This is a genomic window from Streptomyces sp. NPDC059002 (assembly GCF_042740435.1).
Classification (GTDB): Bacteria; Actinomycetota; Actinomycetes; order Streptomycetales; family Streptomycetaceae; genus Streptomyces.
This window is the reverse complement of sequence record NZ_JBHYJI010000021.1, coordinates 85,899-99,941: the sequence shown is the minus strand read 5'-3', so window position 1 is coordinate 99,941 and position 14,043 is coordinate 85,899. Positions and strand designations below refer to the sequence as shown.

Annotated in this window: 13 protein-coding genes; 4 read left to right on the top strand and 9 right to left on the bottom strand. The window is 71.4% G+C overall.

Going from position 1 to position 14,043, the window contains the following annotated elements; translation table 11 throughout:
- Both ACFWZ2_RS20695 and ACFWZ2_RS20690 read right to left on the bottom strand, forming a co-directional pair.
- The coding region (locus ACFWZ2_RS20695; protein ID WP_384547662.1) for a hypothetical protein at positions 1–848 on the bottom strand (848 nt) is incomplete at its 3' end.
- 187 nt (positions 849–1,035) lie between these two features.
- Entirely contained in the window at positions 1,036–2,010 is a 975-nt protein-coding gene (locus ACFWZ2_RS20690) for a LysR family transcriptional regulator (protein ID WP_384547660.1), read from the bottom strand.
- Between the two features lie 220 nt (positions 2,011–2,230).
- Between ACFWZ2_RS20690 and snpA the strand changes: the two genes are divergently transcribed.
- The gene (snpA, locus tag ACFWZ2_RS20685) at positions 2,231–2,890 is read left to right on the top strand and encodes a snapalysin (protein ID WP_384547658.1); all 660 of its coding nucleotides are present in this window, start codon (positions 2,231–2,233) and stop codon (positions 2,888–2,890) included.
- A 107-nt stretch (positions 2,891–2,997) separates the two neighbouring features.
- On the opposite strand, the gene ACFWZ2_RS20680 is transcribed toward snpA, so the two are convergent.
- The 5 genes from ACFWZ2_RS20680 to ACFWZ2_RS20660 form a co-directional block, all read right to left on the bottom strand.
- Positions 2,998–4,995: an FUSC family protein gene (locus ACFWZ2_RS20680; protein ID WP_384547657.1), complete on the bottom strand. Its 1,998-nt coding sequence runs from the start codon at positions 4,993–4,995 to the stop codon at positions 2,998–3,000.
- Between the two features lie 44 nt (positions 4,996–5,039).
- Positions 5,040–6,056, bottom strand: coding sequence for an endonuclease/exonuclease/phosphatase family protein (locus ACFWZ2_RS20675; protein ID WP_384547655.1), 1,017 nt, complete (start codon positions 6,054–6,056; stop codon positions 5,040–5,042).
- Positions 6,057–6,100: 44 nt separating this feature from the next.
- Positions 6,101–7,042, bottom strand: a complete 942-nt coding sequence (locus tag ACFWZ2_RS20670; protein WP_384547653.1) for a hypothetical protein — start codon at positions 7,040–7,042, stop codon at positions 6,101–6,103.
- Between the two features lie 67 nt (positions 7,043–7,109).
- On the bottom strand, positions 7,110–7,958 hold the full coding sequence (locus ACFWZ2_RS20665) for an ABC transporter permease (protein WP_384547651.1): 849 nt from the start codon (positions 7,956–7,958) through the stop codon (positions 7,110–7,112).
- Positions 7,955–8,965 (bottom strand): ATP-binding cassette domain-containing protein, encoded by a 1,011-nt coding sequence (locus ACFWZ2_RS20660; protein WP_384547649.1) that lies wholly within the window; start codon positions 8,963–8,965, stop codon positions 7,955–7,957. The genes ACFWZ2_RS20665 and ACFWZ2_RS20660 overlap by 4 nt, the downstream gene beginning before the upstream one ends.
- A gap of 177 nt (positions 8,966–9,142) precedes the next feature.
- Between ACFWZ2_RS20660 and ACFWZ2_RS20655 the strand changes: the two genes are divergently transcribed.
- Both ACFWZ2_RS20655 and ACFWZ2_RS20650 read left to right on the top strand, forming a co-directional pair.
- Positions 9,143–9,547 carry an SH3 domain-containing protein gene (locus tag ACFWZ2_RS20655; RefSeq protein WP_384547648.1) on the top strand — a complete coding sequence of 135 codons (405 nt, stop codon included), beginning with the start codon at positions 9,143–9,145 and terminating at the stop codon, positions 9,545–9,547.
- 14 nt (positions 9,548–9,561) lie between these two features.
- Positions 9,562–9,942: a hypothetical protein gene (locus ACFWZ2_RS20650; protein WP_384547646.1), complete on the top strand. Its 381-nt coding sequence runs from the start codon at positions 9,562–9,564 to the stop codon at positions 9,940–9,942.
- On the opposite strand, the gene ACFWZ2_RS20645 is transcribed toward ACFWZ2_RS20650, so the two are convergent.
- Positions 9,927–11,360 (bottom strand): MFS transporter, encoded by a 1,434-nt coding sequence (locus ACFWZ2_RS20645; protein WP_384547644.1) that lies wholly within the window; start codon positions 11,358–11,360, stop codon positions 9,927–9,929. The genes ACFWZ2_RS20650 and ACFWZ2_RS20645 overlap by 16 nt on opposite strands.
- Positions 11,361–11,415: 55 nt before the next feature.
- Positions 11,416–12,714 (bottom strand): SGNH/GDSL hydrolase family protein, encoded by a 1,299-nt coding sequence (locus tag ACFWZ2_RS20640; protein ID WP_384547642.1) that lies wholly within the window; start codon positions 12,712–12,714, stop codon positions 11,416–11,418.
- A 155-nt stretch (positions 12,715–12,869) separates the two neighbouring features.
- Here ACFWZ2_RS20640 and ACFWZ2_RS20635 point away from each other — a divergent pair, with 155 nt between their 5' ends.
- Positions 12,870–13,778 (top strand): LysR family transcriptional regulator, encoded by a 909-nt coding sequence (locus ACFWZ2_RS20635; protein WP_384547640.1) that lies wholly within the window; start codon positions 12,870–12,872, stop codon positions 13,776–13,778.
- Positions 13,779–14,043: the final 265 nt, after the last annotated feature.

The window sequence follows — 14,043 nt, the reverse complement described above, 5'->3', positions numbered from 1 at the left end:
TAGATCTTGGCGATGGAGCCGTCGGCCAGCTTGACCGTGGTCTTGTAGACGCGCTGGGTGTCCGGCTTCGGCTTGTGCCCGCCCTCGACCCAGGACTTGATGGTGCCGTCGGGGTTCAGGGTGACGTGCAGGCCGTTGTTCTGGCCGTGCGCGGCCTTGCCGTTGGCGTCGAGGGTGTCGAGCTTGACGCCCTTGGCGAAGATGTCGGCCTGGTAGTGGTTGGGGCCGAGCTTGTAGATCTTGGCGATGGAGCCGTCGGCCAGCTTGACCGTGGTCTTGTAGACGCGCTTGTCGTCCGGCTTCGGCGGGGTGGGCTTGGCCTTCATGGTGACGGTGCCGTCGGGGGACAGCGTGAAGGTGTTGCCGTCGATCGTGGTGCTCGCGGACTTCTCGTACGCGGTGAGGGAGCCCTTGGCGGCGCCGTTCTGGGCGATCGTCGCCTTGGCGCTGCGGGCGGAGGCGTTGACGTCGACCTTCGCGGTCCAGCCCTTGCCGAGGTTGGTGGTGCCCTTGGACTCCCAGCCGCCGACGACCGGGTCCTTGTCCTTGTCGTCCTTGTCCTTGGACTTGTCCTGGCCGGTCTGGTCCTTGCCGGTCTGGTCCTTGTCCTTGCCCGACTCGTCCTTGCCGGTCTCGTCCTTCTTGTTCTCGTCCGGGTTGGTCTTGTCCTGGCCCGTCTGGTCCTGACCGGTCTGGTCCGTCGTGCCGGTCTGGTCACCGGCGGCGACCTGGCCCTGCGGGGTGGTGCCCGAGTCCGAGGCGAACGCGGCCGTGGTGGGGACGGCGAGAGCGGCGATGGCTCCGGTGGCTATGGCGGCGGTACGGAAGGTACGGCGGGTGGCGCGCATGGTGGTGACTTCCCTCGTTGCTACTGGGCGAGCTGTCCGTGTTTGTGCCCCTTTGCGGTGGCGACAGATACGAAGCTACGGGCGCCATGTGTGCGTCATCCGTAGGGAATGTAACAAGTGGCCGCAGTCCGTGACCCAGTACCGTAAATCGAGCAAAAGTGCAGGTCAGAGGCGGTTTTGTCAAAGGTCACCGACTGGCGGGGACCAAGGTCCCGCCCGCCGTGCCCCGGCTCTCCCCGGCCCGCATGAGCCACTCCGTATAGGCGGGGGACTGCCCCGCCGCCTCCCAGTAGCTGGCCTCCAGCTCGCCGTACACCGCATCCAGTTCGTCGTCCGTGCGCGCCGCCACCAGCAGGCGTACGCCGAGGGGGTCGCCGTAGAGGGGGCGTACGGCCATGTCGGGCCTGCCCAGTGAGGTCGGCTGGCAGAGGGTGACGACCTCGCCGGTGGCGACGAGGGACGCCGCGGTGAGGTAATCGCCGTGCAGGACACGGGGGTTGAGCCCGGCCGCGGTGAGGACCCGGCGCAGGCCGTCCCACTCGCCGTCCACCGTCGGGTCGACCATCCAGCGGTCCTCCGCCAGGTCCGAGAGCCGTACGACGGGGCCCGCCGCCGCCGGATGGTCCACGGCCAGCGAGACGAACTGGGGCTCGCGGTCGACGAGCACGCGTCTTCGGAGGCTCTCCGGCAGCCGCAGCGGGCAGCCCTCCACCTCGTGCACGAAGGCGACGTCGAGCTGTCCCGCGGCGACCGCCCGCAGCAGGGCGTTCGCGGACACGTCCATCTGGAGTGAGATCTCGGTCCCCGGCAGGCGTCCGCGCAGGCCGCGCAGCCAGCCCGGTATGGCGCGGCTCGCCGTGGAGCCGATGCGCAGCTGCGGGCCCTCGGCGGCGCGGGCCGCGGCCGCCTTGGTCTCGCTGACCAGGGCGCGCATCTCCATGACGAGGGGGCGGGCCCGGCTCAGGACGACCCGGCCGAGCGGTGTCGGACGGCAGCCCGTGCGCTCCCTGGCGAAGAGCTGACCGCCGAGCGCGTTCTCGATGCGCCGCAGCTGGGTCGTCAACGAGGGCTGGGTCATGCCGAGTTGACGCGCCGCCTTGTGCAGACTGCCGCTGTCGGCGATGGCGCACAGCGCGCGGAGGTGCCTGACCTCGAGCTCCATGGTCAGTGAGCGTAGAGGCGGTACGGCCGCCGCACCAGACGCCCAAACCCCATGAGAACCAGCCGTTCTGGGCAGGCCGGGACCGGGTGATAGGCCCGTGCTATCGCGAGTTGCCATCATCCCCACGCGCCCCGTGCTCCCCCACACTCACAGCCACCGAACCGTTCACCTTTCATCGACCGCCCCATCGGTCGTCGAACGAGTAGGGAGCCCCCCACACATGAACAAGCGATACCTGTCCGTCGCGGCCGTCCTCGGTCTCACCGTCGCCGGACTCGGCGCGACCTCGGCCACGGCGTCGACGGCGACCCTCAACTCCGGGTCCGCCACGGCCTCGTACGTGAACTACGCGGGCTCGCCTGCGGAGGCCAAGGCCAACAAGGCGTTCTTCGAGGCCGTCGTGAAGGCGGTCGCCGAGAAGCGCGCGGCCAACCCCGGCGCGAAGTCCGTGACCGTCACGTACGACGCGTCGGGCGCGCCCACCTTCGCGCAGCAGATAGCCAGCTCCACGTCCATCTGGAACGCCGCGGTCTCCAACGTGAAGCTCCAGGAAGGCAGTTCGGGCGCGAGCTTCGAGTACCGCGAGGGCGATGACCCGCGCGGCTCGTACGCGAGCACGGACGGGCACGGGAACGGGTACATCTTCCTGGACTACGCGCAGAACCAGGAGTACGACTCGACTCGGGTCACGGCGCATGAGACCGGGCACGTGCTCGGGCTGCCCGACACGTATGACGGGCCGTGCAGTCAGCTGATGTCCGGGGGCGGGCCCGGTCCTTCCTGCACCAACCCGCAGCCTGACGCCAGCGAGCGGGCGCAGGTGGATCAGTTGTGGGCCAATGGCTTGGCGAAGGCTCTGCACAAGGTGAACCAGGGCTGAGTCTGATTGTTGGTGGGGAGCTGCGGGCCTGCTGTGGCTGGTCGCGCAGTTCCCCGCGCCCCTTACGGGGCCCCGCAGTTCCCCGCGCCCCTTACGGGGCTCGCCCCCTACGGGGCTGAAGCGATGGCTCTTGCTGCTGCCACCTCTTGGCGCAGGGGTTCCAGGACGCTGTCCTTGGGGCCCACGGTGAAGTCGGAGCGGACCTCCTCCAGGGTGTCCGATGTGCGTAGGCCCTGCGCCAACTCGCGCAGTTCGCGGGCGACTTCGGCCACTTCGTCGGGGGTGGGCTCCTTCGCGCCGTGCCGGATGCGGACCCTTGCCGCCGTCGTGGAGTCCAGGATGCGTTCGACGGCCACGACCAGCGGCCACCAGGCGGCGGCGCGCGTTCCGGTGGGCGGTGGCTCGGTCAGGGCGCGCTGGAATTCGGAGCGGATGACGGACAGGTCGCGGTAGAGGCGGCGGCGCATGCGGGCGCGGGCGGCCGGGTCGTCCGTCGGGCCGAACGCGCAGTCCACGTACGAGGCGGTACTGGCCACCGCGTCGGCGAGCCGGTCGCCGATCCGCGTGCCCCAGCTCTCCGGCCAGAGCAGATAGCCCGCGACGAGCGCGATGGCGCAGCCCATCAGGCTGTCGACGAGGCGGGGCAGGACGAGGCCGAGACCCTGGTGGTTGAGGATGTCGGACAGGAGCAGGATGACCGGCGTGATCGCCGCCGTCTGGTAGCCGTAGCCGCGGGTGGTGAGGGCCGGGATGAGCGGGGCGAGCAGCATCATCACGGGCACGTCCCACCAGCCGTGCGGCACCTCGGCGAGGACGGCCGCCGCGACGACGAGGCCCGCGGCCGTGCCGAGCGCGCGCAGCACGGCGCGGGAGAAGACCGAGCCGAAGTCGGGCTTGAGGACGAACGTGATGGTGAGCGCCACCCAGTACGACCTGGGCACGTCGATCAGCGACACCAGGGCCTGCGCGATGCCGATGCAGAGCGCGAGCCGCAGGCCGTAGCGCCAGGACGCCCCGGAGAGGATGACGTTGCGGGCGGCGCGGCGGGCCCTGACCCGCAGCGCGGCGGGCCGCCCGAGCCGGTCGTCGGCCTCGATGGCCGCGAGGGGATCCGGATCGCTCAGCGTCTCCACCGCGTGCCGCACGGCGTGATCGAGCGCGCGGGCGGCGTGGTCGCCGGGTTCGGGAAGCCGGATCGCGGAGGGCTCCGCGACGGCGCCGGGGGCGTGCGGTGCGTCGCCCCTTTCCACCGCGTCCGCCAGGGTGCGGATGGTGGTGGGGATCTCCTCCGGCAGGTGGGCGCAGGCGTGCCGGGCGGACTGGTCGGCGGCGGGGGCGGCCTCGATGACCGGGGTGAGGGCGTTCAACTGGGCGACGAGGCGGACCAGTTCGGGGTTGCGGCCGTGGTCGCGGGCGCGGCGGGCGAGCACGAGGTCGTAGCTCTGGTTCAGCGAGGCCGTCACGGCGCTGCGCGCGTCGTCGTACGCGTCCGTGCCCGCCGCGTCGAGGAGGGCGGCCACGCTGCGGTACGAGGCGGCGACCGCGGCCCGCTCGGGAACCCCCGACCGCAGCGGCCAGGCGAGCAGGGCGAGCGCGAGGACGAGGAGGCCGCCGCTGGTCATCAGGAGCGGGGCGAGCCACCACTGTCCGGGCATCGGGAGCCCGGCGCCGACCACGCAGTTGAGGAGCAGGAGGAGGCCGGAGACGGAGGCGACCGCGCCGATCGTCGACATCATCCCGGAGACGAGCGCCACGAAGGTGACCGCGCCGACGGCGACCCAGCCGTGCCCGAAGACGAGCGAGCCGAGGGTGACGCCGAGGGCGCCGAAGAGCTGCGGCACCGCGATGTTGAAGATCCGCATGCGGTAGGCGTCGGCGGTGTCGCCGATGACTCCGGAGAGGGCGCCCATGGAGGCGAGCGCGCCGTACGCGGGCTGCCCGGCGACGATGCCGATCGCGAGCGGCAGCGCCATCGCGACGGAGGCGCGGGCGACGGCGGCCCAGGGGATGGGGGCGGACTGCGGTTTGAGGGACCTGACCAGCCAGTCGGGTGGGGTGAGTGGTCTCAGGGAGACCGGACGGGCGGGACGGGACTCACGGGGCATGTGCCCATTATCGGCGCTTTACGTTACTTGCCCTGGCCGGAGGATCAACGCTCTGTTTCCTCTTTGTGCAGGGTGAGCGTGACCACCAGGGCCCGGTGGTCCGTGTTCCCGATCTCCAGGAAGCGGGCGTCGCGCGCGGCGAAGTCCGGGGTCGCGAGGACGTGGTCGATCTGCGCGCCGAGCGGCGAGGGAACGGCGGCGGGCCAGCTGGGCGCGCGCGAGGACCCCGCGATCCTCGCGGCGTCGCGCACCCCCGCGTCCAGGACGCCGCGGAAGGCGGCGTGGTCCTGGGTGGCGTTGAAGTCCCCGGCGATGATGGTCGACCTGCCGTCCCCCTCGGCGGCGTACTCCCGGATCTCCCCGAGCTCCGAGCGCCACAGGCCGACCCCGCGGGGCACCGGCGGCATCGGATGCGCGAGCTGCACCCGCACCGGATGCCCCTTCACGTCGGCGACGGCACCGGGCATCCCGAGGGTGGCGTCGATGCCGTCCGCGCTCTTCAGCGGGACGTCGGCGAGGATGACCGACCCCTCGGCGCCGGACGCCTCGACGGCCTCGCGGTACGGGTAGTCGGCGTGCGGCAGCTCCTTGCGCAGGGCGCTGGAACAGGCGTGGTCGCACTCCTCCACGAAGAGCAGATCGGGCTTCTCCTCGCGCACGGCCCGGATCAATCCCTCGGTCCCCTGCCCGAATTCCACGTTCGACGTCATCACGCGCAGCTCGGCGACCGCGTCGCCCTTCGCCTCGTCCGTATGGCCGTACGGCTCCATGTACCAGGCGAGCAGGCCGAGCACGGCGACGCCCCACAGCATGCCGACGCGCCACCTGGCCAGTACGGCCATCAGGAGACCTGCTCCTGCGGGGACGAGGAGCCAGGGCAGGAAGGCGAGGATCTGGGGGACGGGGGTGAAGCCGTCGGAGTCCGCGACGCGGAAGCCGATGACGGTGCTGACCCCGGCGAGGATCAGGCCTGCGGCCCAGGCGGCGGTCTTGCCCACCCGGCGCCGGTCGTCCCTCTCGGCCTCGTCCTCGGCGTCAGGGGTGACGGTGACGCTGTCCAAGGTGCGGCCTCTCGTCGGGGGCGTCCTGCTGCCCGAATCCTCTCTCAGAGACGGTGTTCGACTGGGGGCGGTTGCTCTGTTGTCCGGGTGCGGGGCCGTTGTGGCTTGTCGCGCGGTTCCCCGCGCCCCTTGCGGGGCCGCCCGTACAGCCATAGCCCCAGTGCCGTCACCAACCCCACCCCCGTCACGATCCACGCCGTCGTACGAAGGGTTGCCGTCAGCGCGTCGTAGACGGCCGCCGTCGCGTCGCGGGAGACGTCGGAGGGGAGGTCGTCGAGGGTGAGGGCGCGGGCGATCGCGAGGGCGAGGAGGAGGGCCGCGGCGGCGAGGGCCGCGCCGAGGGACGTGCCGATGAGGGCCCTGCGGCGGCGGGCGGCGAGGAGGATGCCGGTGGCGGCGCACACGACGGCGACGATCGGCACCCAGGGGCCCATGACCTGGAGCGTGTGGAAGACGGTGCGGAAGTTGCCGAGGTCCTTGGACTGCATGACCGTGACGTCGGTGTGTTTCACGGGGATCTTGGCGGCGAACGGGACGCCGTCGTCGACGAGTTGCTTCTTGATCTGTTCGGTGATGGGCGCGAGGTCGATGGTGACCTCGCTGTCGGAGCCGTTGTTCAGGGCCCGCATCACGGCGTCGTGGGCCGCGCGGTTCGCGGCGTTCCACGCGGTCTGGAAGGCGGATGTCTCGGTGAAGGACTGGACCGCGTCGCGTACGAAGGTCTCGACGGTGCCCTGCAGCGGGCCGACGTCGATCTCCTTCATCACGGATTCGGTGACCGAGTCCGTCACCGCGGTCTGCACGGCGGAGTCGGAGGCCAGCGGCGCCATCGTGGCGACGTAGTTGTCCGTGTCCCCGATCTCGTACTTCGCCCACGTGGACAGCGCGCCGAGGGGGACGAGGAGACAGGCGAGGACGAGCAGGACGGCGGACAGGGCTGAGCGGGCGGATCGGGGGCTTCGTACGCTGCGGACGCTTTTCGGCACGCCTTCAAGGCAAGGCCCCGGTCACGAGGGGCGCGACCGGGGCGACTGCATATGGGGCAACGCCCTGCTACTTCCGGTTGTACAGACGCATCGTCACCGGACCGAACACCGCGACGAGGAGCAGTGCCCAGCCGAATGTCCAGGCCAGTGGGGTCGCCGGGGACGTGCCGTCCATCAGGGCGCGGACCGCCGAAGAGACGTGTGTGATCGGGTTGTTGTTGACGAAGGCCTGGAGCCAGCCGGGCATCGTCTCGGGCTTGACGAAGATGTCGCTGAGGAACGTCAGCGGGAAGATCACCATCATGCTGACGCCCATCACCGACTTCTCCGTACGGAGCAGCAGCCCGAACATCGTCCAGATCCAGGAGAAGGCGAAGGAGAAGACGAGGAGGACGGCGATGCCCCCGACGACGCCGGGGAATCCGCCGTCGGGACGGAAGCCCATGATGAGGCCGACGGTCAGGATGACGACCGAGGCGATGGCGTAGCGCAGGGCGTCGCCGAGGAGGTAGCCGACCATCGTGGAGGGGCGCCAGATCGGCAGGGTGCGGAAGCGGTCGAAGACGCCCTTCTCGATGTCGGTGTTGACCGAGACGCCCGTGTACATCGTGATCATGACGACGGACATCACGAGGATGCCCGGCAGCAGGTACTGGATGTACTCGCGCGGGGATCCGGCGAGCGCCCCTCCGAAGAGGTACGTGTACATCAGCACCATCATGATCGGGAACGCCGTCACGTCGAAGAGCTGCTCCGGCACGTGCTTGATCTTCAGCATCGCCCGCCAGCCGAAGGTGAGGCAGGCGGAGAGCGCGGAGGGGCGCGGCGGACGCCCGGTGGAGATGAGGAGTTCGGCGAGGGACTCGGTCCGCACGGGCGCGAGGTCCTGGGCTTCGGTGGTGGCTGCGGTGCTCATGCCGTGGCCTCCTTGGGAAGGTCGGTCGCGGGGGCGTGGTGGCCGGCGTCCGAGCCGGTCAGGGCGAGGAAGACCTCGTCGAGGCTGGGCTGGCCCAGGGAGAAGTTGTCGACGGTGATGCCGGAGCGGGCCAGTTCGGCGAGCGCCCGCGAGGCCTGTTCGGCGGCGCCGCTGCCGTTGCGTTCGCCGTGGGTGCCGACGCGGGCGGTCAGCGCGACCGGGTCGGGCTCCAGCTGGACCTGGGCGTCCAGGACCCGGCCGAGCAGCTCCGCGGCGTCCTCCCGCCGCGCCGCGTCGCGCAGCCGTACGTGCACGGAGCCCGCGCCGACCGACGCCTTGAGCTCGCCCTTGGTGCCCTCAGCGATGACCTTGCCCTTGTCGATGACGGCGATGCGGGCCGCCAACTGGTCGGCCTCGTCCAGGTATTGGGTGGTGAGCAGGACCGTCGTGCCGTGGCCGACGACCGCGCGCACGATGTCCCAGACCTGGTTGCGGCTGCGCGGGTCGAGGCCGGTCGTGGGCTCGTCGAGGAAGAGCAGGTCGGGGGTGTTGAGGATGGACGCGGCGATGTCGATGCGGCGCCGCATGCCGCCGGAGTAGTTCTTCACCTGGCGCCCGGCGGCCTCGGTGAGCCCGAACGCCTCCAGGAGCTGCGCCGCGCGGGCGCGGGCCGCCTTCTTGTGGTGGCCGGTGAGGCGGCCGAGCAGGACCAGGTTCTCCGTGCCGGTGAGGTCCTCGTCGACCGACGCGTACTGCCCGGTGAGGCTGACCCGGCTGCGTACGGCGTCGGCCTCGCGCACCACGTCGTGGCCGAAGACGTGCGCCTCGCCGCCGTCGGGCCGCAGGAGGGTGGCGAGCATCTTGACCGCCGTGGTCTTGCCCGCGCCGTTCGGCCCGAGCACGCCGTACACCGTGCCGGACGGGACGGTGAGGTCGATGCCGTCGACCGCGCGGTTGTCGCCGAAGGTCTTGACCAGACCCGCGGTCTCGATGGCCATGCCGGTCATGTCCGCCCGCCCTCTCTCAGGAACCGCAAGGAGTTCTGCAGGGAATCGCAAGGAGTTCTGTCATGAGGGCAGACCGGGGCCGCCCCCGAAACTCATCGCTTTTCAGGCTAGAGAAGGCTCCGGTGGAGCGCTCGGCCGAACGGGTGTTTCCTGGATGAGGGGGCGAGGAGGCCGATCATGCGAATCGCTCTGACCCTGGGGGCGGTGGGCGCCGCGGCCGTGCTGACCGTGGGATCCGCCGCCACCGCGACCGCCGCGGCCGTCGCCAACAACGACGGCGGAGTCATCTGGGGCACCGTCGTCTCGGGCCCCGACCTGAACATCAGGGACCAGCCGGGCACCGGCGGCGCGATCGTCGCGAAGCTGCCGTACGGCAGTCAGGACCGCGTCGAGTGCGCCACCTGGGGCACCACCGTGAACGGCAATCCGTACTGGTACTGGCTGGGCGGCGTGCGCGGCTGGGCGAGTGCGGCCTACGTCGACACCGGCGGCCGGCACGTGCCGGGCTGCTCCTCCCAGGACCCCTGCCCGCAGTGGCGCGACTGGGACTGCCACCACGATCCGTGCACGCACCGCAACTGACGAGAGGAACCGTCATGGCACACGCCTCACCGGCTGCGACCGGCTCACGGGCCGCCGCGTCCGCCCACTGGGCGGGCCCCGTGCTCCTGGGCATCGTCTACGGCATCTGGGCCGCGGGCATCCGCCGCGACGCGGGCCCGATCACCACGGGCAACGTCCTGTTCGGCGTCGTCACCGGAGTGATCGTCGCCGCCGTCTTCGTCGCGCTGCACCGGGTGGCACCCGCGCTGCCCCGCGAACTGCGCGCCCTGTCCTGGACGGCGTTCGCGGGGATCGCGTTCGGGTATCTGTACAGCCTCACCGGCGCCAGCATCCTGCGCTCTGTGGTGATGTCGCTGCTCGTGGCCGCGGGCGTGTTCGCGGTGACCTTCTACCGCTACTACACCACCGAGTGACGCCCCGGCCGCAGGGCGCGGCCCGCGAGCAGTGAACCGGCGAGCACCAGCAGGGAGTTGACGAGCACCGCGGCCGTGACGCCGGAGAGGACCGCGTCGGGCGTCGTGCCCGCACCCGTCCGCGACGCGGCGATCGCGCTCATCACCGGGATGCCGAGCGTGATGCCGACCTGCTGGGTCATCGTGGCGAGCCCGGTGGCCAGGCCCTGTTCGGAGTCGGGCAGGCCCGACGTGGCGGTGACCATGAAGCCGACGATGAGGAGCATGTTGCCGACGCCGCCGATGAACGTGGCCGCGAGCAGCAGATACAGCCAGCCGCCCGACGTGCCGAGGGCGACCAGGGAAAGGGTGGCGACGGCCTGCACGATCCCGCCGCCGAGGATGGTGGCGCGGCTGCCGTAGCGGCTCACGGCACGCCCGCCCAGCGTGCCGCCGACGACGGTGCCGATGCCGAGGACACCGAACGCGAGGCCGGTGGCGAGCGGCGAGAAGCCGAGGACTTCCTGGAGGTAGAGCGTCAGGAGGAAGACCAGCGAGGTTTCGGTGGCGAAGGCGATCAGGCCCGCCGTGTTGCCCCAGACGACCGTGCGGCGCCGCATGATGCGGACGGGGACGAGGGGGGCGGCCGAGCGCCGTTCGACGAACCAGAAGGCGACGAGCAGGGCCGCGCCCGCGGTCAGCGCGGTGAGCGCGCCGGTGTCGGTCCAGCCGCTCTCGCCCGCCCTGGTCAGGCCGTAGACGAGGGCGAGGAGCCCGCCCGTGACGGTGACCGCGCCCGGCACGTCCAGGCGGTGCCTGCACACGATCCGCGAGTCGGTGAGCAGGGCGGGGGCGAGGGCGACGACGGCCGCGGCCACCGGCACGTTGATGAAGAACGCCCACCGCCAGGAGAGCAGGTCGGTGAGGAGCCCGCCGAGGACGGCGCCGGTGGTGAAACCGGCGGACATCAGCGCCCCGTTGAGCCCGAGCGCCCGGTCCCGCAGCGGCCCCTCGCGGAACGCCGTGGTGAGCAGGGCGAGCCCGGCCGGGGTGACGGCCGCGGTGGCAAGGCCCTGCAACACCCGTGCGGTGAGCAGGACTTCGGGGGTGGTGGCGAGCCCGCCGACGGCCGAGGAGAGGCCGAGGAGCGCCATGCCGCCGATGAAGAGCCGCTTGCGCCCGAACAGGTCGGCGATCCGGCCGAGGAGGAGCGTGAAGCCCGCCGCGGCGAGCGCGAAGGCGGTGGCGATCCACTGGAGGTGGGCGAGGGAGAAGCCGAGCCCCTCGCCGACGACGGGGAGCGCGACGTTCAGGATGGAGAAGTCCACGGCGATCATGAACTGGGAGCCGAGGAGCAGGGTCAGGACGAGTTTCTGGCGCGAGGTCATGCGGGGCGGCGCGGGCAGCACCGGTGACGCGGCCGCGGAGGTGGCAGTCATGGCGGGTCGGCTTTCTCGTGGTCAGAACGTCCGTGTGGTCAGAACGTCCGTGTGGTCAGAGCGACTTGAGGTCGACCGCGCGGGCCATCGCCCGGTATCCGGCGTCGTTCGGGTGCAGGTGGTCGCCGCTGTCGTACGCGGGCGCGAGCCGCTCCGGGTCCGCCGGGTCGGCGAGGGCCTTGTCGAAGTCGACGTACGCGTCGTAGGCGCCGGAGGTCCGCACCCAGGTGTTGAACGCGTCGCTCACCGCGGCCGCGTGCTCGCCGTAGTGGTCGGAGCCGCCGAGCGGGAGCAGGGTGGCGCCGACGACCTTGAGTCCCTTCGCGCGGGCCTCGCGGATCAACTTCTTGTGGCCGTTGATGAGTTCACGGGCGGAGACGACGGGGGCGGGCTTGTAGGTGGGCTTGTCGGTCTCGCTGAAGCCGATGTCGTTGAGCCCTTCGAGGACGACGACCGTGCCGACGCCGGGCAGGTCGAGGGCGTCGCGCGAGAACCGGTTGGCGCTCTTCTCGCCGTACCAGGCCGAGTCGTTGAGGACCATGTTGCCGCCGATGCCCGCGTTCAGGACGGGCCGCGGGGCGCCCGACTTGGCGAGACGTTCGGCGAGCGCGTCGGACCAGCGGCGGTTGAGGTCGGTGGAGGAGGCGAAGCCGTCGGTGATGGAGTCGCCGAAGAGGACCACGCCGTCGCGCTCGGCGGCCCGCTTGCCGGAGCCGCCCCCGCTGACGTCCACGCCCGACAGGTAGTACCAGGACTCCGTGGACTCGCCGAAGGCACGGGCCCCGGTGTCCGCGGTGTGGTCGCCCTCGGCGCGGTAGCTGGTGGCGAAGGACTGGGCGTGGAAGGTGGCGGGCCCCGTCGTGCCCGCGAGATGCAGGGTGACGGTGACGGACTCGAAGGGTTCCAGCTCCAGATCGGCCTCGTCGCTGCTCAGCTGCCCCCGCGCGGGAATCGTGACGGACGGCTTCCCGCCGAAGGTGAGCCGCCGGACCGAACCCTTCTCCACCGACGCCCCCTTCTTCGTACGGGCGACGGTGGCGGCCGCGATGCGCAGCGGCGAGGTGCCGTACGCGTTCGAGAGGCGGATCCGGGCTCTGTCGCCGCCCTCCGTGACGCGGACCACCTGCCGCAGGGTCTGGCCGTCGAAGCCCGCCTCCGACCAGTTCGGCTTGAAGCCGGTGCTGGGGCGCTGCGGGGCGGACGCCCACGCCGCGGTCCAGGCGGCGGCCTCCTTCCGGCCCTCGTGGCCGCCGGACGGCACGGCCTGCGCGCCGGTCACGGCGAGGCCCGCGGTGACGGCGAGCGCGGCGGCGGTGGCGGTGACGGCGAGGGTCTTGCGGGCACGCGAAATCATCAGGATCTCCAGATGGTTGAGAGGAAGGCCGGGTGGTCCGGCGGATCGCCGTCCCGGTTCCTCAAAGATCCGCCGAACCCGATCGCCCATCAATGGCGATCCATGAAACGATCGCTGCGCTCATGCTTATCGATGCAGGTCACAGGGGGTATGCGGTGGAACGGCAGGAGCTGGAGACCTTCTTGACCCTGGCCGAGGAGCTCCACTTCGGGCGTACGGCGGAGCGGCTCGTCCTCTCCCAGGCGCGGGTCAGCCAGACGCTGAAGAAGCTGGAACGCAAGATCGGGGCGCCGCTCTTCGAACGCACCAGCCGCGTCGTGCGGATGTCACCGCTCGGACGGCAGCTGTACGAGGACGTGGCCCCCCTGCACGCCCAGATGGACGCGGCCGTGGCCCGGGCGAAGGCGGCCGCGCGGGGCGTGGACGGGGAGCTGAACGTCGGGTTCCTCGGGTCTGGGGCGGGGACGCTGACCGGGCCGATCCTCGCGGAGTTCCGGGAGCGGTGTCCCGGGGTGGACGTGCGGATGCGGGAGACCCAGTTCGAGGATCCGCTCGGCGCGTTGCGTGCGGGCGAGATCGACCTCCTCTTCACGTGCCTGCCCGTGCGGGAGGCCGACCTGGAGGTCGGGCCGATCGTCATCAACGAACCCCGCGTGCTCGCGGTGCCGCTCGGGCATCCGCTGGCCGGGCGTACGTCCGTGTCCCTTGAGGAACTCGCCGGTGAGACGTTCTTCGGGGTGGTGAACGGGGCGCCCTCCTACTGGTGGGACTTCCACGTGCCTCCCCGTACGCCCTCCGGGCGGGAGATCCGGCGGGGCCGGGCCGTCGCGTCCTTCCAGGAGCTGATGACGCTGGTCGGCACGGGGCAGGGCGTTTCCCCCGTCGTCGCCTCCGTCTCCAAGTACTACGCCCGCCCCGACGTCGTCTTCATCCCCCTCCACGACGTCCCCCCTGCCGACGTCGCCCTGATCCACCGCGTAGGTGGCGTGCCTGCCCGCTCGGCGGCCTTCATCCACGCCACGCGCGCCGCAATCTCCGCGAACGGCGGCCCCGCCCCTTTCTGACCCCTCCCGCCCCCGCAGCCCGCACCGCGGTTTCGCGCAGTTCCCCGCGCCCCTGACCACGACGCCCCCACCCCCACCGAAGGCCGCTGCCCGCACCGCGGTTTCGCGCAGTTCCCCGCGCCCCTAAAACCCGTCCCCCGCCGACCGGAGGGCCCCGTCAGGGGCGCGGGGAACTGCGCGAGCAACTACGACGGACCCGCAGTTGAAGGGCGGGCGGGGGAGCCCCTGAAAGGGGCGCGGGGAACTGCGCGAGCAACCACGACGA

Bases quoted from the DNA above. Each gene is read 5' to 3' on its own strand.
- ACFWZ2_RS20640 (WP_384547642.1), bottom strand. From the start codon at position 12,714: ATGATTTCGCGTGCCCGCAAGACCCTCGCCGTCACCGCCACCGCCGCC.
- ACFWZ2_RS20680 (WP_384547657.1), bottom strand. From the start codon at position 4,995: ATGCCCCGTGAGTCCCGTCCCGCCCGTCCGGTCTCCCTGAGACCACTC.
- ACFWZ2_RS20650 (WP_384547646.1), top strand. From the start codon at position 9,562: ATGGCACACGCCTCACCGGCTGCGACCGGCTCACGGGCCGCCGCGTCC.
- ACFWZ2_RS20660 (WP_384547649.1), bottom strand. From the start codon at position 8,965: ATGACCGGCATGGCCATCGAGACCGCGGGTCTGGTCAAGACCTTCGGC.
- ACFWZ2_RS20690 (WP_384547660.1), bottom strand. From the start codon at position 2,010: ATGGAGCTCGAGGTCAGGCACCTCCGCGCGCTGTGCGCCATCGCCGAC.
- snpA (WP_384547658.1), top strand. From the start codon at position 2,231: ATGAACAAGCGATACCTGTCCGTCGCGGCCGTCCTCGGTCTCACCGTC.
- ACFWZ2_RS20645 (WP_384547644.1), bottom strand. From the start codon at position 11,360: ATGACTGCCACCTCCGCGGCCGCGTCACCGGTGCTGCCCGCGCCGCCC.
- ACFWZ2_RS20665 (WP_384547651.1), bottom strand. From the start codon at position 7,958: ATGAGCACCGCAGCCACCACCGAAGCCCAGGACCTCGCGCCCGTGCGG.
- ACFWZ2_RS20655 (WP_384547648.1), top strand. From the start codon at position 9,143: ATGCGAATCGCTCTGACCCTGGGGGCGGTGGGCGCCGCGGCCGTGCTG.